The organism is Aureimonas phyllosphaerae (assembly GCF_047943035.1).
GTDB lineage: Bacteria > Pseudomonadota > Alphaproteobacteria > Rhizobiales > Rhizobiaceae > Aureimonas > Aureimonas phyllosphaerae.
Genome location: NZ_CP181348.1, coordinates 3,663,738 through 3,685,406, shown reverse-complemented (window position 1 = coordinate 3,685,406; position 21,669 = coordinate 3,663,738). Strand labels below are relative to the sequence as shown.

General features: G+C 66.1%; 17 protein-coding genes. 11 read left to right on the top strand and 6 right to left on the bottom strand.

Annotation, left to right across the window (positions count from 1 at the left end):
- Window positions 1-41 precede the first annotated feature (41 nt).
- A complete protein-coding gene (locus ACLNGM_RS17605; protein WP_416355924.1) occupies window positions 42-1,097 on the bottom strand; it encodes a LacI family DNA-binding transcriptional regulator in 1,056 nt (351 codons plus the stop codon).
- 333 nt (window positions 1,098-1,430) lie between these two features.
- Here ACLNGM_RS17605 and ACLNGM_RS17600 point away from each other — a divergent pair, with 333 nt between their 5' ends.
- The 5 genes from ACLNGM_RS17600 to ACLNGM_RS17580 all read left to right on the top strand — a co-directional run bounded on the left by ACLNGM_RS17600 (window position 1,431) and on the right by ACLNGM_RS17580 (window position 7,489).
- Window positions 1,431-2,690, top strand: coding sequence for an ABC transporter substrate-binding protein (locus tag ACLNGM_RS17600; RefSeq protein WP_416355923.1), 1,260 nt, complete (start codon window positions 1,431-1,433; stop codon window positions 2,688-2,690).
- A 156-nt stretch (window positions 2,691-2,846) separates the two neighbouring features.
- Window positions 2,847-3,842 carry a carbohydrate ABC transporter permease gene (locus ACLNGM_RS17595; protein WP_416355922.1) on the top strand — a complete coding sequence of 332 codons (996 nt, stop codon included), beginning with the start codon at window positions 2,847-2,849 and terminating at the stop codon, window positions 3,840-3,842.
- Window positions 3,842-4,684 (top strand): carbohydrate ABC transporter permease, encoded by an 843-nt coding sequence (locus ACLNGM_RS17590; RefSeq protein ID WP_416355921.1) that lies wholly within the window; start codon window positions 3,842-3,844, stop codon window positions 4,682-4,684. Before ACLNGM_RS17595 ends, ACLNGM_RS17590 begins: the two co-directional genes overlap by 1 nt.
- A 5-nt stretch (window positions 4,685-4,689) precedes the next feature.
- Entirely contained in the window at window positions 4,690-6,378 is a 1,689-nt protein-coding gene (locus tag ACLNGM_RS17585) for an alpha-glucosidase family protein (RefSeq protein WP_416358480.1), read from the top strand.
- Between the two features lie 16 nt (window positions 6,379-6,394).
- Entirely contained in the window at window positions 6,395-7,489 is a 1,095-nt protein-coding gene (locus ACLNGM_RS17580; protein ID WP_416355920.1) for an ABC transporter ATP-binding protein, read from the top strand.
- Between the two features lie 85 nt (window positions 7,490-7,574).
- Here ACLNGM_RS17580 and ACLNGM_RS17575 read toward each other — a convergent pair whose 3' ends face one another.
- Entirely contained in the window at window positions 7,575-8,549 is a 975-nt protein-coding gene (locus ACLNGM_RS17575) for a LacI family DNA-binding transcriptional regulator (protein WP_416355919.1), read from the bottom strand.
- A 192-nt stretch (window positions 8,550-8,741) separates the two neighbouring features.
- Between ACLNGM_RS17575 and ACLNGM_RS17570 the strand changes: the two genes are divergently transcribed.
- The 6 genes from ACLNGM_RS17570 to ACLNGM_RS17545 all read left to right on the top strand — a co-directional run bounded on the left by ACLNGM_RS17570 (window position 8,742) and on the right by ACLNGM_RS17545 (window position 15,003).
- Window positions 8,742-9,989 (top strand): ABC transporter substrate-binding protein, encoded by a 1,248-nt coding sequence (locus tag ACLNGM_RS17570; RefSeq protein WP_416355918.1) that lies wholly within the window; start codon window positions 8,742-8,744, stop codon window positions 9,987-9,989.
- Window positions 9,990-10,055: 66 nt separating this feature from the next.
- The gene (locus tag ACLNGM_RS17565) at window positions 10,056-10,940 is read left to right on the top strand and encodes a carbohydrate ABC transporter permease (RefSeq protein ID WP_090958010.1); all 885 of its coding nucleotides are present in this window, start codon (window positions 10,056-10,058) and stop codon (window positions 10,938-10,940) included.
- Window positions 10,940-11,860, top strand: a complete 921-nt coding sequence (locus ACLNGM_RS17560; protein ID WP_416355917.1) for a carbohydrate ABC transporter permease — start codon at window positions 10,940-10,942, stop codon at window positions 11,858-11,860. Before ACLNGM_RS17565 ends, ACLNGM_RS17560 begins: the two co-directional genes overlap by 1 nt.
- Window positions 11,857-12,951 carry an ABC transporter ATP-binding protein gene (locus ACLNGM_RS17555; RefSeq protein ID WP_416355916.1) on the top strand — a complete coding sequence of 365 codons (1,095 nt, stop codon included), beginning with the start codon at window positions 11,857-11,859 and terminating at the stop codon, window positions 12,949-12,951. Before ACLNGM_RS17560 ends, ACLNGM_RS17555 begins: the two co-directional genes overlap by 4 nt.
- Window positions 12,952-13,061: 110 nt before the next feature.
- Window positions 13,062-13,820, top strand: a complete 759-nt coding sequence (locus ACLNGM_RS17550; protein WP_416355915.1) for a sugar phosphate isomerase/epimerase family protein — start codon at window positions 13,062-13,064, stop codon at window positions 13,818-13,820.
- 4 nt (window positions 13,821-13,824) lie between these two features.
- Window positions 13,825-15,003, top strand: a complete 1,179-nt coding sequence (locus ACLNGM_RS17545) for a Gfo/Idh/MocA family protein (protein ID WP_416355914.1) — start codon at window positions 13,825-13,827, stop codon at window positions 15,001-15,003.
- A gap of 680 nt (window positions 15,004-15,683) precedes the next feature.
- On the opposite strand, the gene ACLNGM_RS17540 is transcribed toward ACLNGM_RS17545, so the two are convergent.
- Genes ACLNGM_RS17540 through ACLNGM_RS17525 form a run of 4 tightly spaced genes read right to left on the bottom strand, consistent with a single transcriptional unit; the run spans window position 15,684 to window position 21,485 of the window.
- A complete protein-coding gene (locus ACLNGM_RS17540) occupies window positions 15,684-17,513 on the bottom strand; it encodes a TniQ family protein (protein ID WP_416355913.1) in 1,830 nt (609 codons plus the stop codon).
- Entirely contained in the window at window positions 17,513-18,583 is a 1,071-nt protein-coding gene (locus tag ACLNGM_RS17535; protein WP_416355912.1) for an AAA family ATPase, read from the bottom strand. Before ACLNGM_RS17535 ends, ACLNGM_RS17540 begins: the two co-directional genes overlap by 1 nt.
- Window positions 18,584-18,585: 2 nt before the next feature.
- A complete protein-coding gene (locus ACLNGM_RS17530) occupies window positions 18,586-20,787 on the bottom strand; it encodes a Mu transposase C-terminal domain-containing protein (protein WP_416355911.1) in 2,202 nt (733 codons plus the stop codon).
- A complete protein-coding gene (locus ACLNGM_RS17525; RefSeq protein WP_416355910.1) occupies window positions 20,787-21,485 on the bottom strand; it encodes a hypothetical protein in 699 nt (232 codons plus the stop codon). The genes ACLNGM_RS17530 and ACLNGM_RS17525 overlap by 1 nt, the downstream gene beginning before the upstream one ends.
- Window positions 21,486-21,669 lie beyond the last annotated feature (184 nt).

Sequence of the window (21,669 nt, the reverse complement as noted above, 5' to 3'; positions counted from 1 at the left end):
TGCGCCGGATCGCGGCACGTTTTGCAAGGAGAAGAGACCGCTCAGGCGTCGGCTTTTCCCGATGCGGCGGCGGCTGTTCGAACGGGGGCCGTCGAAGCACCGGGGATCAGCGGCACGTCCCAGACTTCCGCGAGATCGGACGCCGGCGTGCCCTGCCGTCGCTCGATCGCCATTTCGGCGACCCGGCGCCCCGCGAGCCGAACGCTGGACCGGAGCACCGTAAGGCTCGGGGCCGCGATCTCCGGCGGCAACGCGGCGATCACGTCGTCATGGGCCATCAGTGAAACGTCGCCGGGCACCGACAGTCCGGCTTCCGCGATGGCGCGCGCGGCGCCTGTCGCGACCAGGACGGACGTGCACAGGAACGCGGTGGGCCGCTCTAGCAGGTCAAGCATCCGCCCCGCTGCCGCATATCCCTCCGCGAAGCTTTGCGGCCCTTGCGCCATCAGGTCCTGATCGATGTGCAGCCCCGCCTCGCGAAGGGTCGCAAGGTAGCCCTGCCGCCGGTCGCGGGCGTAGGCGTAGTCCTCCTCGCCGTTGAGAAGCGCGATCCGACGATGGCCAAGGCCGGTGAGGTGGGCTGTGCCCTTGGCGAAGGCGCCGAGATTGTCGACGCTGAGCGAGGCGACGGATTGGCCGAGCAGCGGCCGGCCGTGACAGACGACGGGAAAGTCGATCTCCGCCAGATCCGCCGTCTCCGGCCGATCGAGGATCGGCGAGAGAAACACGAGGGCGTCCACCGCGCCCGATCCGACGATCCTCTCGCAGGCCGACCGCTCCTCGCCAGCCTTGATCGGAAACAGGTGGATCGCGAGGCCGTGTTCTGCCGCCGTTTCGCTGATCCCGGTGAGGAGGTCGGTCACGATCGGGTTGGCGAGAAGATGGTCGGCAGTGCTGAACAGGATGCCGATGGCGTCGGCCCGCCCGGTGGCAAGGCGTTGCGCCACGGGGTTGGGCCGATAGTTCAGCCGTTCGGCCGCCTCCTCGACGCGGCGACGTGTCTTGGCGCTGACCTCCGGGAAACCGTTGAGCGCCCGGCTGACGGTCGCGGGTGAAAGCTTCAGGTGTTCCGCCAGATCCTTGAGATTGCGCACCATGCTGCCGGACCTCCCCTGCGCATCGCCCGACTGGCTGCGCGCGCTTGTCGCGCCGCAGCGTCGCCGTTGGCGAATAAGCCATGTTGACACGTTTCTCAAACCGCTTCAAACTCAGTCCAAAGCGCTTTGAGAGGTAAGCTACAACTTTTTGACACAATCGTTCGTCGGCGGCGGGAGACGCGGGCGAACAGGGCGCTAGGTGTCTTGGGGCCGAGCCATTGCCGTTTTAGCGTCGGCGTCGGAGACCATCGCATCGGCCCGGTGCAGAGAGCAGAGTTCGGCGGGAGGCCCGGTCTCAACGGGCGCCGAGGTATCCACGGGAGGAATCAACGCATGCCCAAAGTCCTTGCCGCCGCACTTCTGGCCGCGACCATCCTGTCCGTCGGCTCCGCCCGGGCGGAAGAGATCTCCATCGCGCTCGGTTCGGTCGGCCGCGACGTCGACGAGATGCGCGGCCAGCTCGACGCCTTCCAGGAGGCGACCGGCCACACGGTGAAGATCGTGACCATGCCGGCATCGACGACCGACCAGTTCGGCCAGTACCGCCTCTGGCTTTCGGCCGGCAATAAGGACGTGGACGTCTATCGGACCGACGTCATTTGGGCGCCGCAACTCGCCGCCAATCTCGTCGATCTGACGGACGCGATGAAGGACGTCGTCGGCCAGCACCTGCCGGCGGTGATCCAGTCGCAGACGGTCGAGGGCAAGCTCGTCGCCATGCCGCTCTTCGCCGATGCGCCGGCGCTCTACTATCGCAAGGACCTTCTGGAGAAGCACGGGCGCGAGGTGCCGAAGACCTGGGCCGAGCTGACCGAGACGGCCAAGGTGGTGCAGGACGCCGAGCGCCAGGGCGGCAACGCCCAGATGAACGGGTTCGTGTTTCAGGGCGCGGCCTATGAGGGCCTGACCTGCGACGCGCTGGAATGGGTGGCCTCCAACGGGGGCGGCCAGATCGTCTCGCCCGAGGGCGAGATCACGATCAACAACGGGAAGGCGGCGGCTGCTCTCGATCTCGCCAAGGGCTGGGTCGGCACGATCGCCCCGCAGGGCGTTCTCGGCTATATGGAAGAGGAGTCGCGCGGCGTCTGGCAGACGGGCAATGCGGTCTTCATGCGCAATTGGCCCTATGCCTATCCGCTGAGCGCGGCCGACGATTCCCCCGTCAAGGGCAAGTTCGATGCGGTGCCGCTGCCGGCAGGCGAGGGCGGGCAGTCCGCCGCGTGCCTCGGCGGCTGGAACCTCGCGGTCTCGCAGTATTCCGAGCATCAGGACGTCGCGATCGAGCTCGTGAAGTTCCTGACGTCTGCGGAGTCGCAGAAGTCGCGCGCGCTCGGCACGGCCCGCCTCCCGACGATCCCCTCGCTCTACGAGGACCCGGAAATCGCCGAGAAGCAACCGCTCGTCGCCAAATGGAAGACGGTCTTCGAGAACGCGACGCCGCGCCCCTCCGCACCCACGAAGGCGAAGTACAACGAGGTGTCCCAGCAGTTCTGGACCGCGGTCAACAAGACGCTGGCCGGGCAGGGCGACGCTGCGACCAACCTCCAGGATCTCGAACGCCAGTTGCGGCGCCTGAAGCGCAACGCCTGGTAGGAGCCGCCGCCGCCGACCTCCGGCCGCAACGATCATTCCGCGCCCCCAATCTGCGGCGGGGCGCGGACCGCAGCCTCATTCGCTTGTCCTCGGCATGGCGCGGCCTCTCGCGGTCCTGCGCCCGAGGCTTCCCGTTTCCAGCGAGGCGCTTGTCCCATGTCCAGCACAACCCCCGGCGCTCCTCCGACCGAGGCCGCCTTTCGCGCCGAGGCCGCTCCGGCGCGGCGCTCGGCACTCTCGTCGCAGCGCCGGCGCGCGGCGTGGCTGTTTCTGCTGCCGATGCTGCTCGTGCTGGCGCTGGTCGCCGCCTGGCCGCTCCTGCAGACGATTCGCTTCTCGCTCACCGACGCGCGCCTCTCCGACCTCGAGGGTGCCAGCTTCATCGGCTTCGGCAACTATTACGAATGGGTCGACTACGGCGGCGGGGAGGGCGAGGCCTTCGGACTGCTCGCCGATCCGGTCTGGTGGCAGGCCGTCTGGAACACGGTGCGCTACACTGTCATCTCCGTTTCGATCGAAACGGTGCTGGGTCTGATCTTCGCGCTGGTACTGAACGCCGAGTTCAAGGGCCGCGCCTTCGTGCGCGCCGCCGTCCTCATCCCTTGGGCGATCCCGACCATTGTCTCGGCCAAGATGTGGGCCTGGATGATGAACGACCAGTTCGGCATCCTCAACGACATCTCGGTCAAGCTCGGGCTCATCTCGGCGCCGATCGCCTGGACGGCCTCGCCGGACACGGCAATGATCGCCGTCATCATCGTCGACGTCTGGAAGACCACGCCCTTCATGGCGCTCCTCATCCTCGCCGGGCTCCAGATGGTGCCGGGCGACGTCTACGAGGCGGCGAAGATCGACGGGGTCAATCCGATCAAGGTCTTCTTCCGTGTCACCCTGCCGCTGATCCGCCCGGCGATTCTGGTCGCGGTTATCTTCCGCGCGCTCGACGCCCTGCGCGTCTTCGACCTCATCTACGTGCTGACGCCGAACAATCCGCAGACCAAGACCATGAGCGTCTACGCCCAGGAGAACCTCTTCCAGTTCGACAACTTCGCCCAAGGGTCCGCCGCTTCGACGATGTTGTTCCTCGTGATCGCGATGATCACGCTTCTCTACATCAAGACGGCGCGGCTCAATCTCGAGGGAGGCAAGTGATGAGCGCGCGCACGATCCAGCGCACGGCCGGGCGGGTCGGCTTCTACGCCCTCGTCATCGCCATCGTCGTCTTCTCGGTCTTTCCGTTCTACTACGCGATCCTGACCAGCCTGAAGACGGGCACCGACCTCTTCCGCATCGACTACCTGCCGCGCGCGATCACCCTCGCCAACTACGAGGGCGTGCTCAGCAGCGGCACGTTCCTGCAGAACATCCTGAACTCGCTCTTCGTCGCGGTGTCGGTGGTGGCGATCTCGCTGTTCCTTGCCGTGACCGCCGCCTATGCGCTCTCGCGCGTGCCGTTCCGGGGGCGCGGGCTCCTGCTGCTGACGATCCTTGGTGTGTCGATGTTTCCGCAGATCGCGGTGCTGGCCGGTCTCTTCGAGATGATCCGCTGGATGGGGCTCTACAACACCCTCTTCTCGCTGATCTTCACCTACATGATCTTCACGCTGCCGTTCACGGTCTGGGTGCTCACCACCTTCATGCGCGATTTGCCGGTGGAGATCGAGGAGGCGGCGATCGTCGACGGCGCCTCGCCGTTCACCATCGTGCGCCGCGTCTTCCTGCCGCTGATGTGGCCGGCGCTGGTGACGACGGGCCTCCTCGCCTTCATCGCTGCCTGGAACGAGTTCCTCTTCGCGCTGACCTTCGTCGCCAACAACGACACGCGAACGGTGCCGGTCGCCATCGCGCTCCTGTCGGGCGCCTCCGAGCAGGAAACGCCGTGGGGCACGATCATGGCCGCCTCCGTCGTCGTCACGGTGCCCCTGATCGTCCTTGTCCTCATTTTCCAACGCAAGATCATCTCCGGCCTCACGGCAGGCGGAGTGAAGGGCTGATGTCCATGCTCGACTTCCCGACGCCCGCGACCGCCGCGCTCGCCGCGGCAGCGCCCGCTCCCGACCGCGACTGGTGGCGCGGCGCGGTGATCTACCAAGTCTATCCGCGCTCGTTCCAGGACTCCGACGGGGACGGGATCGGCGACCTTCCGGGCATCACGCAGCGTCTTTCCCATATCGCCGCGCTCGGCGCCGACGCGCTCTGGATCTCGCCCTTCTTCACATCGCCGATGGACGACTTCGGCTACGACGTGTCGGACTACCGCGACGTCGATCCGATCTTCGGGACGCTGGCCGATTTCGATGCGCTGGTGGCGGAGGCCCATCGCCTCGGCCTCAAGGTCATGATCGACCTCGTTCTCTCGCACTCCTCGGATCGCCATTCCTGGTTCGTCGAAAGCCGGCGCGACCGTACCAATCCGAAGGCCGACTGGTACGTCTGGGCCGACGCCAAGGAGGACGGCTCGCCGCCGAGCAACTGGATGTCGAACTTCGGCGGCTCGTCCTGGGAGTGGGATGCCGGGCGGCAGCAGTACTACCTGCACAACTTCCTGATCTCGCAGCCCGATCTCAACTTTCACAACCCGGCGGTTCAGGACGCGATGCTGGACGTCGTGCGCTTCTGGCTCGATCGGGGAGTGGACGGTTTCCGGCTGGACACGGTGAACTTCTACTTCCACGACGGCGGGCTTCGCGACAACCCGCCGCTCGCCGAGGCGGACTGGAACGAGCGCACCGCGCCGCGCGACCGCCCGTACAATCGCCAGGATCACCTCTACGACAAGAACCGGCCGGAGAATCTTGCCTTCCTCGAGCGCTTTCGCGGGCTTCTCGACGAGTACCCTGCGGCTGCGGCTGTGGGGGAGGTGGGCGAACTGATCCGCGGCGTCGAACTGATGCGCGAATACACGCAAGGCGGCGACCGGCTCCACATGAGCTACGCATTCGACTTCCTGAACACCCGGCTACCCTCGATCGACGACATCCGTCCGGTAATCGAGCGGTTTATCGAGGGGGGTACGGATGCCTGGGCCTGCTGGGCCTTCTCCAACCACGACGTGACGCGCCACGCGACGCGCTGGGCGGAGGGGGAGGAGGACCGCGACGCCGTCCTGCGTCTGGCCGCCGTGCTGCTTCTCAGCCTGCGCGGCTCGGTCTGTCTTTATCAGGGCGAGGAACTCGGGCTGACGGAAGCCGACATTCCCTTCGAAGACATCGTGGATCCTTGGGGAAAGCGCTTCTGGCCGACCATCAAGGGGCGCGACGGTTGTCGCACGCCGATGGTCTGGGAGGCGGAGGCGCCGAATGCCGGCTTTACTGACGGCGCGCGCGCCTGGCTTCCGATCCCGGCCGAGCATCTGGCTCTGGCGGTCGATCGGCAGGAGGGACGGCAAGGTTCGCTGCTCGAAACCTATCGCCGCTTCCTGTCCTTCCGCGCCGGGCATCCGTCGTTGGTGAAGGGCGATATCGCCTTCCTCGACCTCGGGGCGGGCTGCCTCGCCTTCACGAGGACGGCCGGCTCGGAACGCCTGCTTTGCGTCTTCAACCTGTCGCGCCAAGCCGCGGATCTTGCGCTGCCCCATGATCTCGGCGCCGTGCGGCTCCTGTCCGAAGCCGGCGCTCTCTGCGCCCGGCTGGAGGGATCGCGACTGAACCTCGCGCGGCATGGCGCCGCCTTCATCCAACTCGACTGACGGGGAGGCAGAACCGATGGCCCATCTCAAGCTCACCGGCGTTCGCAAGGCCTACGGGTCGGTCGAGGTGCTGCACGGCATCGACCTCGATATTCCGTCCGGCGAGTTCGTCGTCTTCGTCGGCCCGTCCGGCTGCGGCAAGTCGACGCTCCTGCGGACCATCGCGGGACTGGAGGACATCACCGGCGGCACGCTCGCGATCGACGGTCGCGTCGTCAACGAGGCGACGCCCAAGGAGCGAGGCATCGCCATGGTGTTCCAGTCCTACGCGCTCTACCCGCACATGACGGTCTACGACAACATGGCCTTCGGCCTGACGCTCGAGAAAGGGCAGTCCAAGGGCGAGATCGACCGGCGGGTGCGCGAGGCCGCGAAGATCCTGCAGATCGAGCCCTATCTCGACCGCCTGCCGAAGGCGTTGTCAGGCGGCCAGCGCCAGCGCGTGGCGATCGGCCGCGCCATCACGCGCGACCCCAAGGTCTTCCTGTTTGACGAGCCCCTGTCGAACCTCGACGCGGCGCTTCGCGTCCAGACCCGCATCGAGATCGCCCGCCTGCATGAGCGCATGCCGGACACGACCATGATTTACGTCACCCACGATCAGGTGGAGGCGATGACGCTGGCGGACCGGATCGTGGTCCTGAACAAGGGCCATGTCGAGCAGGTCGGCACGCCGCTGGAACTCTACAACGATCCCGACAATCTCTTCGTCGCCCGTTTCATCGGCTCGCCGGCCATGAACATCCTGCCGCTGACGTCGTCCGGCGGAGGTCTCTCGCTGAAGGGCGGGACTGGTCGCGTACCCTTGGCACCGCCGCCCGGTGAAGAGAGCGAACTGCATCTCGGAGTTCGGCCGGAAGATCTCTCCCTGGCGGTTGCGGGCGAGGCGGCGCTGGTGGAGGGAACGGTGACGCTGACCGAGGATCTCGGTGAGGTGACGCTGGTCTATGTCGACGTCGGCCGTGAGGACGAGCCGCTTGTCGCGAAATTACCGGGCAGCGTCGAGCTGGCGCGAGGTACCGCCGTGAGTCTGGCCGCCAGCCCGGAGAAGCTGCGGCTGTTCGGCAGCGACGGGCGGTCCGTCACGCATTCGGCGCGGTCGAGCGACTGAACGTCACGACCGGTTCGTTGCCGAAAGACATGCCATCGATCGCGTGGAAAATCCGGCTTTCGGAACTCGTCACGAACTTGACCGATCAGCTATCGCAGACCGGTCCGGTCGATCCGCGGAACTGCAGCTCGTTGGGTAGGATCTCGCGTGATAACGACAGCGGCGGTCCCGCCTCGATCGCCTTGAGGAGGATGCGGGCACCGGCCTGGCCGAGCTCCAGGCGCGGCTGGCGGATGGTGGAAAGTGTCGGGCGGCAGAAGTCGGCGAACTCGATGCCGTCGAAGCCCAGAACGGACACGTCGTGCGGGACGCTGACGCCCGCTTCCTGCACCGTCTGAAGGAAGCCGATGGCGTTCTCGTCCGACACGGCGATGACGGCCGTCGGTCTCTGCTTCATGGACAGGAAGTCCCTCGCGGCCGCAACGCCGGCTGCGAGCGAGAAATCGCACTGCCGCGCGCGGGACACCGTGGCGTCCGTCGAGGCCGACGCAAAGACCTCCGCCAGGGCCGCCCAGCGCACCTGCTCGTTGTAGTTGTCGGATGGCCCCGGCAGATACAGGAACTTGCAATGGCCGAGCCTCAGAAGCTCGCGGGCGCCGCGTGCGATGCACTCGCCCTCATCGGTCAGGATCGTGTGCGTGCCTTCGATCGCGGCGCAGAGCGAAACCAGCGGGAGGCCCGCCTCGAACATCGTGCGGCCGTCGGCTGCGGCGACACGGCCCGACAGAAGCACCGCACCGTCGATCGTGCCCGAGAACATCATGTCGACGAGCTGACGGCTGCGTTCGCCGCCGTCCTCATCGACGTTACCGAGGACCATCGCGTAGCCAGCGGCGGAAAACTCCTCGTCCAGTCCGCGCAGAACTTCGGCGAAGAACGGGGCGCTCCAGCGACGCCGCGTCACCACCAACGCCGTTCGGCTGCGCTTGATGCGCAACTGCCGCGCTGCGGCATTGGGTGTGTAACCAAGCTTGGCAACAGCCGCCTGAACGCGGGCCCGCAGTTCCGGGCTCACCTGATCGGGGCTTGCGAGCGCGCGGCTGACCGTGGCGGTGGACACGCCAGCCTCGACCGCGACATCGCCAATCCGTGCACCCCGTCCGGCCCCCGTGGCCTGCCTCCCATTCACGTGATGCTGCTCCGCAATGACGAATTACAGCAAGGCATACTTGTAATCGATTACCATGTCGAATAGCCTCGGGATTGTAATCGATTACATCAGTCGAACGAGACGTCTCTGGGAGGAGATACCATGTCGAAACTGATGCGCGGCGCTCTTCTGAGCGCCACGATGCTCTGCGCCCATTTGACGGGGGCGGCGGCGCAGGAACCGAACCGTGCAGAAGTCATGCACTGGTGGACCTCGGGTGGCGAGGCTGCGGGTGTCCGCGTCTTCGCCGATGCTTACGAGAAGGCCGGAGGCACCTGGGTCGACGCGGCCATCGCCGGAGGGCAGAACCTGCGGGCTGCCGCCATCAACCGGATCGTCGGCGGCAATCCGCCCACCTCGTCGCAGTTCAACACCGGCCGCCAGTTCGACGACCTCGTTGGTCAGGGCCTTCTGGTCGATCTCGACACCGTAGCCGGCGAGGGCAGGTGGCGCGACGTGATCCCCGCGCCGATCGTCAACGCGGCCTCGCGCGAGGGCAAGTTCTATGCGGTGCCGATCAACATCCACGGCCACAACTGGATGTTCTACAACACCGCAACGCTCCAGAAGGCCGGCATAACCGAGGCGCCCAAGACGTTCGACGCCTTCTTCGCCGATATGGACAAGCTGAAGGCCGCCGGCGTCACGCCGATCGCCTGGGGCGGCCAGCCCTGGCAGGAAGCGCTCGTCTTCGACGCCGTGCTGCTCGGGCAGGGCGGCAAGGACCTGTTCCTGAAGGTCTATCGCGACAAGGACGAGGAGGCGATCACCTCCGAGGCGTTCCAGAAGGTCGCCGAAACCTTTCATCGGATGCGCGACTATGTCGACGCCGGCGCGCCGGGCCGCAACTGGAACGACGCGACCAACATGGTTATCACGGGTCAGGCCGGCGTGCAGATCATGGGCGACTGGGCGAAGGGCGACTTCATCGCCGCCGGCATGACGCCGGGTGGGGTTGCCGGCTGTGCGCTTGTGCCGGGCGAGACGGGGTACGTGATGGGCGGCGACGTCTTCGTGTTTCCCAAGCTCGGCGGCGGTGCCGCCACCGAGGCGCAGAACCTTCTGGCCCGAACGATGCTCGATCCCGCCACGCAGATCGCCTTCAACGAGAAGAAGGGTTCGATCCCCGTGCGCACCGACGTCGACGTGTCGGGTATGGACGCCTGTGCGCGCCGCGGCGCCGAACTCGTGAGAGATCCGGCAAACCAGGTACCTTCGGTCAACTTCCACGTCTCCGCCGACACGGTGGGCGCGCTGCAGGACACGATCACCTCCTACTTCAACGATCCGGCGGCGACGCCGGAAGACTTCGCGGCGGATTTCGCCTCCGTGATCGGCTCGGCCGACTGAGCGGACCGCGGGCCGTCGTCGCGGCGGCCCGCTGCCTGACCGAACGCTGAAAAAGGAGGCCCGCCCATGGCGACGCGCACCCTGCGCTCGGCCGCTCCGGTCGTCGCGCTGTCCCCCACGATCCTGATCGTCCTCTTCGCCTATGTCGGCACGATGGGGTGGACGGTCTGGATGTCCTTCACCGGCTCCCGGCTCCTGCCGGTCAACACGCTGGTCGGCACGCAGCAGTACGAGCGCCTCTTCGGCGATGCGCGCTGGCTGATCTCGCTGCAGAACATGGCGCTGTTCGGCGTGCTGTTCATCGGCTTCTGCCTTGTGCTCGGTTTCCTCCTCGCGGTCGCCATCGACCAGCGCGTGCGCGGCGAGGATGGGCTCCGCACCATCTTTCTCTACCCGCACGCGATGTCCTTCATCGTCACCGGCCTCGTGTGGCAGTGGATGATGAACCCGACGCTCGGCATCCAGGAAGCGGTGCAGGCGATGGGCTGGGAGAGCTTTCGCTTCGACTGGGTCGTGCGGCGCGACATGGCGATCTATGCCGTCGTCATCGCCGGCGTCTGGCAGTCCGCGGGCCTCGTCATGGCGCTCATGCTGGCGGGCCTTCGCGGCGTCGACGAGGACCTCTGGAAGGCCGCGCGCGTCGACGGCATCCCGCCCTGGCGCGTCTACACGTCGATCGTCCTGCCGCTGCTCAAGCCGATGATCATCACATCCGTCGTGCTGCTCTCGATCGCGGTGGTGAAGGTCTACGATCTCGTGGTGGCTCTCACCAACGGCGGTCCCGGCACCTCGACAGCGGTGCCCGCGAAATACGTGATGGACTACCTCTTCGAGCGGCAGAATATCGGTCTCGCGGCGGCGGCCTCGACCGTCCTCCTCGTCACCGTTCTGTGCGTGCTCGCGCCGTGGATCTACGCCGAATACTTCCGTAAGGAGAGGGGAGGCGCCTGATGGCTGCGATCGATACGATCTCGCCCGCAACGCTCGATCGTGCCGCGGCCAATCGCGGCCGCCGGCCTCGTCGGCTCACCGCAGGCCGCGTCGGCCTCTACGCCTTCCTCGGGCTGTCGGCGGCCTTCTTCCTCCTGCCGCTTTACATCATGGTCGTCACCTCGCTGAAGACGATGGATGAGGTGCGCCTTGCCAACATCTTCGCATGGCCGTCCGATCCCGGTTTCCAGGCCTGGGTCGCCGCCTGGTCCACCGCCTGCACAGGGCTCGACTGCTCCGGCATTCAGGTCGGCTTCCTCAATTCCGTGAAGATCCTGATTCCATCGGTGATCGCATCGATCGCCCTCGGGTCGGTGACGGGCTACGCCCTATCGCTCTGGCGCGTGAAGGGGGCGAACATCCTGTTCGTGGTGCTGCTGCTCGGCGCCTTCATCCCCTATCAGGTCTTCATCTATCCGCTGGTGCGCATCTTCTCGACGCTCGGCATCTACGGCTCGCTTCCCGGCATCGTGCTGGTCCACGTCATCTTCGGCCTGCCGGTGATGACGCTTCTCTTCCGCAACTTCTACGCGGGGCTGCCGGTCGAGCTGTTCAAGGCCGCCCGTATCGACGGAGGCGGCTTCTGGCAGATCTTCGTCCACGTGATGCTGCCGATGTCGACGCCGATGCTGGTCGTGGCGGTGATCCTGCAGGTCACGGGCATCTGGAACGACTTCATTCTCGGCCTCGTCTTCGCCGGCCGCGAGAACCTGCCGATGACGGTTCAGCTCAACAACATCGTCAATTCGGCTCAGGGCGAGAAGCTCTACAACGTCAACATGGCGGCGACGATCCTCACGGCGCTGGTGCCGCTCGTCGTCTACCTCCTGTCCGGCCGCTGGTTCGTGCGGGGCATCGCAGCGGGGAGCGTCAAGGGATGATGATATCCACGGTCCATCCGGCGAGCGTCGCGGTGCGCGAGCTCGACATCCACTACGGCGCGCACAAGGCGATCGACGGGCTCGATCTCGAAGTGCGGCAGGGCGAGTTTCTGGTGTTGCTCGGGCCCTCCGGCTGCGGAAAGTCGACGCTCCTCAACGCGATCGCCGGGCTTCTCGACATCACGGACGGCGAGATCTGGATCTCCGGCCGCAACGTCACCTGGTCCGAACCCAAGGATCGCGGCATCGGCATGGTGTTCCAGTCCTATGCGCTCTACCCGCGCATGAGTGTCGAGGAAAACCTCTCCTTCGGTCTTCGGATGAACGGGGTGTCGAGGGCCGAGATCCAGACGCGGATCGCCAAGGCGGCCAAGATGCTGCAGCTCGAGCCCTACCTGAAGCGGCGGCCGGCCGAGTTGTCGGGTGGTCAGCGGCAGCGCGTCGCCATCGGCCGCGCGTTGGTGCGCGAGGTCGACGTCTTCCTGTTCGACGAGCCGCTCTCGAACCTCGACGCCAAACTGCGGGCGGAGCTTCGAGTCGAGATCAAGCGTCTCCACCAAAGCCTCGGCAACACGATGATCTACGTCACGCATGATCAGATCGAGGCGCTGACGCTGGCCGACCGGATCGTCGTGATGAAGAACGGCCTGATCCAGCAGATCGGCCCGCCGGGCGAGGTCTATCGCCGCCCGGTGAACCGGTTCGTCGCCGGGTTCATCGGCTCGCCCGCCATGAACTTCATCGAAGGGCGGATCGAGAACGGCCAGTTTCTCGCCGGCACCGACGTGCTGCCGCTTCAGGGCTACGAGGTGTCGGGCGGCGAACCGCCCTTCGGCGAGGCGACGCTCGGCCTGCGGCCGGAGCACATCCGCCTCGGCCTCGCCGATGCGCCGGGGCTCGTCGAGGCTGAGGCGAAGGTCGAAGTGGTGGAGCCGATGGGTGCCGACACCCTGCTCTGGACCCGGCTCGGCGGCCAGCCGCTCGCGATCCGCACGGACGGCGAAAGCCGGCACCGCGTCGGCGAGGCGCTGCGTTTCACCCTCGACCTGCGCAAGGCTTCGATCTTCGCGCCCGACGGCGCGCGCCTCTAGGCCCGAACCACCGCGCCACGCCGCCACGCGATTCCGACGGTCAGCCCGGACGGTCCATCGGCCGCGCCATGGCCGGATGCCCCTAACTCTTTCGTTACAGGGAGTGCCTCATGACGACCTTCTCCATGCAGCTTTATTCCGCCCGGAACGCACCGCCGCTCGCCGATCGGCTGCGCGAACTCGCCGAACTCGGCTACACTGACGTCGAGTGCTTTCGCGGGCTCTACGACGACGTTCCGGCCTTGAAGTCCGGGTTGGAGGCCAACGGCCTGACCGCCCGCAGCGGTCATTTCAGCGTCGATCTCTTGGAGAACGAATTCGACCGCTCGCTCGATATCGCACGCATGCTCGGCAACGAAATCCTCGTGCTACCCTATGTCGTGCCAGACCAGCGGCCGAAGGACGCGGCGGGATGGCGCGACTTCGGCGCGCGCATCGGGGCCATCGCCCGGCGCATCAAGGGCGAGGGTCTGAGGGCGTCCTGGCACAACCACGACTTCGAGCTGCGCGAGGTCGAGGGCGGCGGCCGTCCGCTCGAATACATCCTCGACGCCGATTCCGCGATCGAGTGGGAGGCCGACCTCGCCTGGGTGGTGCGCGGCGGCGAAGATCCTGCTGCGTGGCTAGAGCGCTATTCCGGGCGGGTCTCCGCTCTCCATGTGAAAGACATCGCCGAAGCCGGGACCAAGACCGACGAGGACGGCTGGGCCGATGTGGGAGATGGAACGCTCGACTGGTCGTCGCTCTGGGCCAGGGGCCGTGCCGCCGGTGCGGACCTGATGATCGCCGAGCACGACAATCCGAGCGACTTCAGCCGTTTCGCGCGCCGGACGATCGACGCGTTCGGGCGCTTCGAGAAGGGAAACTGAGACCATGGTGCAGCGCATCGGCCTCGTCGGCTGCGGAGTGATCTCCGACATCTACCTCCGCAATGCCGCACTCTTCAACGACATCCGGTTTACCGCCTGCGCCGACATGCGGCCCGAAGCGGCGGAGGCACGGGCAGGACAGTACGGCCTCCGTCCGATGACGCTCGATGAACTCTACGCATCGTCCGACGTCGATATCGTCCTCAACCTCACCAATCCCGAGGCGCATGCCGCCGTTTCGCTCCGCGCACTCGATGCCGGCAAGCACGTCTACACGGAGAAGCCGCTCGCGACCTCGCGCGCGGATGGCGAGGCGATCGTGATGAAGGCTCGGGAGAGGGGACTACAGGTCGGCTCCGCGCCCGACACGATCCTCGGACCCGGTCTTCAGACCTGCCGCCGGATGATCGATGACGGAACGGTCGGTCCGGTCATCTCGGGCGTCGCGACGATCATGTCGCGCGGGATGGAGCACTGGCATCCGGCACCGGCCTACTACTTCCAGCCGGGCGGCGGGCCGGTGCTGGACATGGGGCCCTATTACATCGGCGCTCTGGTCACGCTCCTCGGGCCGGTCTCGACCGTCACTGCGGTTGGTCGAGTCGGATTGAAGGAACGGATCGTCACCGCCGAAGGGCCCAACGTCGGCCAGCGCATTCCGGTCGAGGTGCCGACGACAGTCCATGCGGTCCTCTGCTTTGAGAGCGGCGCGCAGGTGACGTTGCTCGCGAGCTGGGACGTCTGGAAACATGCGCATGCGCCGATCGAGCTGCATGGCGAAACGGCTTCCTTGCGGGTTCCCGATCCGAACTTCTTCGGGGGGCGCATCGAGCGTGCGGTCGATCGCGACGTCTGGTCCGGCCAGGACATGGCCGACCGCTTCTATGGCCGCGCGAACTATCCTGCGGCCAAGCCGATCCATGCCAACTACCGGGGACTCGGTCTTGCGGAGATGGCGCGTGCGATCGGAGACGGACGCCCACCGCGCGTCAGCGGCGAGTGGGCCTTCCACATCCTCGACGTCATGCTCACCATCCTGCGCTCCGCGGAAGAAGGCCGAAGCCTGGCCGTCGCCTCGCGCTGCGAGCGACCCGCCGCCATGAGCGACGACGAGGCCCTGTCGCTGCTCGCCGAGAACCCCTTGCGCCAAGCCGGTCAAGGGTCGGGCGAGAGGAGCCGGTGAAGCACCAGCCTGTCAGCGCCTGATCGCAATTCGATTTGGTGCTGGCAGTCGGCGCTTCGGGACATCTGCCGTCCCCGGCAAAAGGCGTCGGACCGATGTTCACGGCCCTCTAACGCGTCCGAAGGAGTTGTCTTCTTGTGGTTCCGGTCGCATCAACCTCCGGAACGGAGGGTCAGATTCTCTTGTCATCGAGAGCTCTCATCCGCGCTGAGCTCCGATGTCAGACCGCGATGCGGGGCTCGTGCGGCAAGTCCGCTCGCTTCTCGCGAACCGAGTCGCTCCTCCGCGAACACTCAAGGTTCCCACGAGAATCGCCGACCGCCCTTGCGAGGCGGTCGGCGGCGTTCGTAGGGTTAGACCGCCTTCCAACTGACGCCGAGGCGTTTCGCGGCGGGGCAACGACGTCCGAAGACGATCTTCGGGCGCCGATGTCACGACCGCCAAAGGATGCCTCAGGGTTTCTGCAAGTATCTGTAATCATTGCAATCTCTAGACGTGATTGCCTCGGCCAGCAGCCATTGCCGCTCCCTAAATGCCTCGATCCTCAAGATAACGCCGGGAAAAGGTGAGGCAATCCGAAGACGGCGGATTGCGGCATCCAGGTGTTTCGCAGTTCGCCACAAAGAAAAGCCCCCGGCGTTTCCGCCGAGGGCTGTTTCCGCATTCGATCCGGAATCGGATCAGCCGGGGCTCGTCCCCGGAAGGTTCGTCAATCTCGACTTCTCGTAGAAGATGGTCGGTCCGATCACGAAGGCGGGCTCGATCTTGTTTCCGCTCAAGATGGTCCGCATCCGCCGAGGAGGCACGCCCGCTCCTCGCGCGAAATGGAAGAGCTGCACGTAACGGTTTTCGAATGCCGCGACGTCGGCTTCGTCGATCACCGTCTGTTCGCAGCGGTTCACCGGGTTGCGGGCGTGCCGAAAGTGGAGATGGCCGGCATCGAGGAGTTCCTTCATCCTTCGGTTCGAGAGTTGCAGACGCCGCTCCGCATCTCGTAGGGACATCCCGCCGTGATCGGGCTGCCGTACGAGCGGCAGTATTTCCTCGACCCTGACCAGAATTGCCGCGCATCGCCTGGCGCTCGGATCGAGGTCGACGGTTTCGAGCCGCCCGGCGACGAGAAGGCGGAAGATCTCCAGGATGGAGCAGTTCGCTCGCTTCGCTGCCTCGCCGACGGGCCGGAGGTCGCCAGCGTCCGGATCACCCTTGCGAATGAGAACGGTCGCCAGGAAGCGGTCGAGATCGGCGCGACGATAGGCGTGATCGCCGAGGCCGTCAGCACCGCCTTCGATCCACGGCTCGAAGAGATCGCTCTTGAGGAGGAGCATGTCCACGGGCCGCTCCACCCCCAGATACCTGCCAGCCGCCTTCAGCGACATCGAGCCGGCGACGTGCCCCAGGAAGACATCCATCCGCTCGGCGGCGACGAGCACCCGGTCATCGCTGAGGGCGTCCGTCTCCTTCCCGATGATCCCGGCAGCCTTCGCCAACTTCCGAAGCCGCTTCGGGTGCGCCCCGGACTGCAGCGCGGCGGAATGGATCGAGTGCAGACGACGTTCGGGAACAGGCCTACCGAAGAGATCGTCGCCCGGACCGACGGGCATCGTCTCGAGAACGTGCCTGATCATCAGATCTCGGAGCGGATCATAGGCCGCGTCCTCGCACTCGTAGGCGAGGAGTTCATAAAGTCGCCCGAAGGTCGCTCTCGGTCCCCAGGTCGTCTTCGACGCGACGAAGCGGTTCTGAAGCCGCTCGAGGAACGAGCGGATGGACTGCTCGCCACCTTTGACGATGTCGTAGCCGACTGAATCCGCCATATACTTCTGGGTCTCGGTAAGCTCATCCGTGCGGTAACGCCGTCCGAAAAGTTCCGTCGCGCCGACGACTTCCGCCATCCGGCAGACGGCATAGAGCGGGAGCGGCGCCAGCCAGCCGTCCGGGGCGCCGCCGGCGATCCTGTCCGCCACGTAGTGCTCGAAGCGGGTAGGCTTCCGCACATTCTTCGGTACCGCGGAAAGCGAAGCTAGGGACGGCGCGACGAGGCCGGCGAAATCGTGCAGCGAGTTCGGTCGGCCGTCGTCGGACGCGACGACCAGTTCCCGGACATGCCGGAAGCAGGTCCTGATCGGATCGATCAGCCAGAGCGTGCGGCCGTAGGGTCGGACATCCGCCCGCCCACCGCCGCTTTCGACATCGGCCGCCAGGCAATCCGGGCAGACGCGCAGGGCCTTCCGGCTCAAGGTTTCACGAGTGAGGAGCTGGCCGGCCAGTTCGAACCGGTGTCCGTGTCCGACGATGGGCAGCCCGTTGAACCGGCCCTGAGGCAGATGCGTCAATCGAGCGAGCGAATCCAGCTCCACCGGATCGCCGTCGACGAGCCCCTGGAAGCGGAGCCCAAGATCGAGGCAGAGATCACGAGCGCTGCGACCGACGGCAAGGGCCGTGCGGGAGCAGAAGCTCGCCGGGGTTTCGTCCTGATGGCAGGAGGGGACGAGATCGGGGTGTATCATTATGAATCCCTCACATCGCGAGGCTTCTTCGCTTCGGTATCGGCTTTCGCCGCCGCCGCGACGGACACGTTCATGACGTCGAGCGAGCGCCAGTCGTCGACAAGGAAGACGTTGCCCTGATCCCCGCATCCGCTCCGCCTGGCGTAGACGGATGCGAAATGGTCGGATCCGACCTCTTCGTCTCCGGCGCGGGCCGCTTCCAGCACCGCGTCCTGAACCAGTTCGATCGTCGTGCCGGCGGCGCCTCCCGATGCATGCAGGAGGCGAAGGAAGAAGTCGTCGCCCGGCATTCGGCGAACCCGGACGCCGCCGCGGTTGGCATACTGCCTGAAGATGCCGAGAACCTCGTCACGGTCGTTCGCCAGCGTCAGCGGTTCGAACCGGAGGAAGAGGCAACGTCGCCTGATCTGCCTGTCCCTCTCGATGACGTCGGCAATCTCCGGGAGACCGGACAGCACGAGCCACACCGGCCATTCCGGGGCCTGAAGCATGCCCTTCAGCGTGTCGCGCACCTTCTGGATGTCGGTCTCGGACTTGTTCGTGAGAAGGTGCTGAAGTTCGTCGATATGGATGAACTTGACGCCCCTGATCGGAAGAATCTGGCGGACCATCGACCAGACGACGTTCTCCTTGATGTCCCGCGTCGAGTCGTAGCCGAGCTTGCGCAGCAGCGTCTGCCCGAGGAGCTTGAGCGTGCAGGGCGACGGAGCGACGATCGAGACGAGGACCGATCCGCCGTCCGCATTCAGATAGCCTTCGAACTCCGGCATGTTCGAGAAGCACCGATGCAGCGAGCGCGTCTTGCCGGACCCGGACGGGCCGATCACGCCGAGCACGCGCCCTTCTCCAAGCCGACCGACGGCCGGCATACCCTTGGTTTCGCCCTCCGCCACGTTGAGGAGGCAGGCATCGACCAGATGCTCCATCTCCGCCTTCAGCTTCGTGTCCCGGGCGAGGGGGAAGAAGCCGCGCCACACGGACGACGTCATGCGTGCCCTGTCCAACCGCTCCGGTGTCTGCCCAGCCTGCAGCCGGGCCAGAACGTCGTGAGACTTCGCGTCGTTCTTCATGATCAATCCTCCAGAAGATCTTCGTCGTTTCCGTCGCCGGACACGGAGCGGTCCGGTTCGTCCGTGTCGGCCAGGCGTTCGGGCTCTTCGGAGACACCTTCGTCCTGTGTCGGGCCTTCGAGCAGGAGGACGCCGTCCCCTTCGTTCCGAACCACGTCGAAGAGGGCGTCGTTGATCTCCGCTTCCGTGCGTTCGAAGCCCGTGAACACCGCCTTCTCGATCCGGGCGTAGTCTGCGAAATCGAGGATCGGCGACGCGATACCTGCACGCCTGCGTGCCCCCTCGGCCGCAGCGCGGATGTCGCGGACGGCATCGAGAACGATCTTCTCGCTCGCGGCGGCCTCCTTTTTGAAGCGGGATCGAAGGTTCCTGGCGGCCATCAGCCAGTGGTCCAGCGTGACGCCGTCCATGCCGTGACGTCGGCAGGGAACCGTCAGCCGACCGTTCGGCATGCGAACGGAAATGCTTCCGAGATCGGACGGATCGACGCGCACGAGAACGTCCATCCGCGACCGACCGGCGAGCAGGGCGTACAGCTCGGGCGACTGGTAGAAGAGCCCCATGAAACGAACGCCGTTCTTCGTCACGCGTCGTTCGAGCAGCGTGCCGAAGATGTGCCGCCGCTCTTCCGCCGTCGGCGGCAGAGGCACCCCGAACCTCTTCCGCAGTTCGAGCCAGGCATTCCGGGGCGTCTGACCGCCGAGGCCCGCATGCGGCGTGTTGTGGTAGATGTCGACGATGTATCGAACGAGGAGCTGGCCGAACCTGACCTCGTCCAGCGTCGCGTTGGCCTCGGACTCGTAGTCACCCTTCTCGACCACGTTCGCGAAGGAGCGGCCGTCGAGCATGGTGATCAGGGCGGTGTGGATCGTTCCGTAGACGCGCTCCTGCGTACCGCGCAGCCGCGGCTGCTTCGCCGGGGGTCTCAGAAGCTCGCAACCGAGATCGGCGACGCATGCGGAGAACTCGTCCGAGATGTAGGCCGAACCGCCATCGACCGCGATCGTGTCGATCCCCCCATGCATGTCCCATGGGGTCCTGCAGCCGGCAGCCCCGGCAATGTCGGTCTTGTCCGAGACCGCCATTTCCAGCGTCGCCACCGCGGCGGCAGCGCACGGGTTCCTGATCAGGCGCAGCGCAAGGAAGCACCTCGATCGCGTATCGACTGCGGTCGAAACCCAAAGCCTCGCCTTTTCCACCGCGGTCCTGACGCTACCGTCGAGCGTCTTCCAGGCGCCCACATCCTTGAGGAGCTTCTGCAGGGGAAGCTTGCATTCGTCCATTTCGACGCGTTCGAGCGGAGCCGTGACGTCGAGCTCGCTCCTCACGATGGCGAGGCGCCTTCGTGCCGCGTCGACCCCCTCCCTGCCGGCGAGGACGTGGAACTGGTTCATCGCCGCGATCCTGTTCGCCAACGCCGTCTTGCCCGGACACCGGATCGTCGCGATGCCGCGTGCCTTCCTGAACCGGTTGATGCGGGCGACGACCGCCTTCATCTCGAGAAGGAGGGAGGCCTGCGTCGGCTTCCGCCGGCTCGCGTAGCGTTGCGCGAACCGCTCGATGACGACGCTTTCCGTCTCGCCCAGACGCGGCACGGTATTCCCGCTGGCATGGTAGCGCCGACGCAGCGAGAGAGCCTTCAGGCTGAGCCGCTCGTAACGCCGGAGCCATTTCCTGAGCGTCGTCGGGCTCGGGCTGTTGAGCAGCGTGACGGCCGTACCGCAACGTCCGTCGACCGTCTGCCGTGCGATCTCCCGGGAAACGTATTCGCCGTAGATCTTCGGGATGACCTCGGACATCGACGCATCCGACCTCGACGCCTTCCCGGCCTCGATCAGGCGCAGCATCCCGTCGCACATGTGCTGGCGGAACAGGATGGTCCGCCGTTCCTTCGCAGTGAGGTCGCTCAGGCGACAGGCCGGCTCGGCGAGCGCCAGGGCGGAGCGCGCAACCGACAGTCCGGCCTCGTTCTCGATCAGAAGTCCGCCTTCGACGAGCGCGTGGATGTCGTCGTGCGTGAAGCTCTCGACGACAAGGGGGTTGTCGGCCCGCCGCATGACGTGCCCGTGCTCGTCGTCGGAAGCGGGAACGTACGCGGTCCCCTCTATCATGACGGTCGAGGTGGGCGCGAACCTGTAGCGCGGCACCGTCGGAGCGGCGGGCACCCGGACGTCGGTGCGATCGTGCGATACGACGAGGGACATCACGCAGCCTCCATCGCCGGTGCGCCGATGTGGCGAACGCTGGTGGACATGGAGAGCCGGCCGGTCCCCACCGGTCGCAGCACGCCCTCGTCGACGAGGTTGACGATCCGCATGAAGACGGCCGGGATGTCCGGAAGGGCGTTGCAGATCGCGTCGACGGAGATGCGTCCGTTCGTGCGACGCACCCATTCGGCAACCGCTTCGACATCCCGGGCGACGCGGGTGCGACGGGCACGCAGGATCATCCTGGCGTCGGCGGCCCGATCGCGGGAGATGTGCCGGTCGGTGCGCAGGACGACCGCATCCGCCCGGTGTCGCGACGGACCGGTGCCGATCCGCTCGAGCGTCTCTTCGATGCCGCTCGAAATGACCCTGGCCTGCGGCTTCACGGCGATCCAGATCCGCCTTCCGTCGCGAAGTGTCGCCATGAAGTCGAGCGTGTGGCGCCGGATCCTTCCGGTATCGTCGAAGTATTCGACGGCAGGCGGCTGGTCGAGCAGGGATGCCACCCTCCGGTCCGCCAGCAGAATGCACAGCAGGTCGCGCTCGAGCGTGCTCTCGTAGACGATCTCGCGGTTCGTCGCGGGGTCAATGATGACGCCCCGGACCGAGAAGACGTTCTTGGTGGGCGGGCGGCGGCTGCCGCGGGAAGACTTCGGGGGGACCCAGAGACGGGTTCCGTCTACGCGTACGGGCATCGAGTGCTCCTCGTGTCGAGGCCAGCCGATCCCGATCGCACGGGACGACGCTTGACCGAATCGCGGCCGGGCGGCATCTTGTGCGTACCGAGAGCGTCTTGGCTCTCATGGATGGATGGTCGGACCCTGCTTCCTACGGCGAGGGGTCCGGTTCGTGTCAGGACGCGTCGGCCCTTCCGGGTCG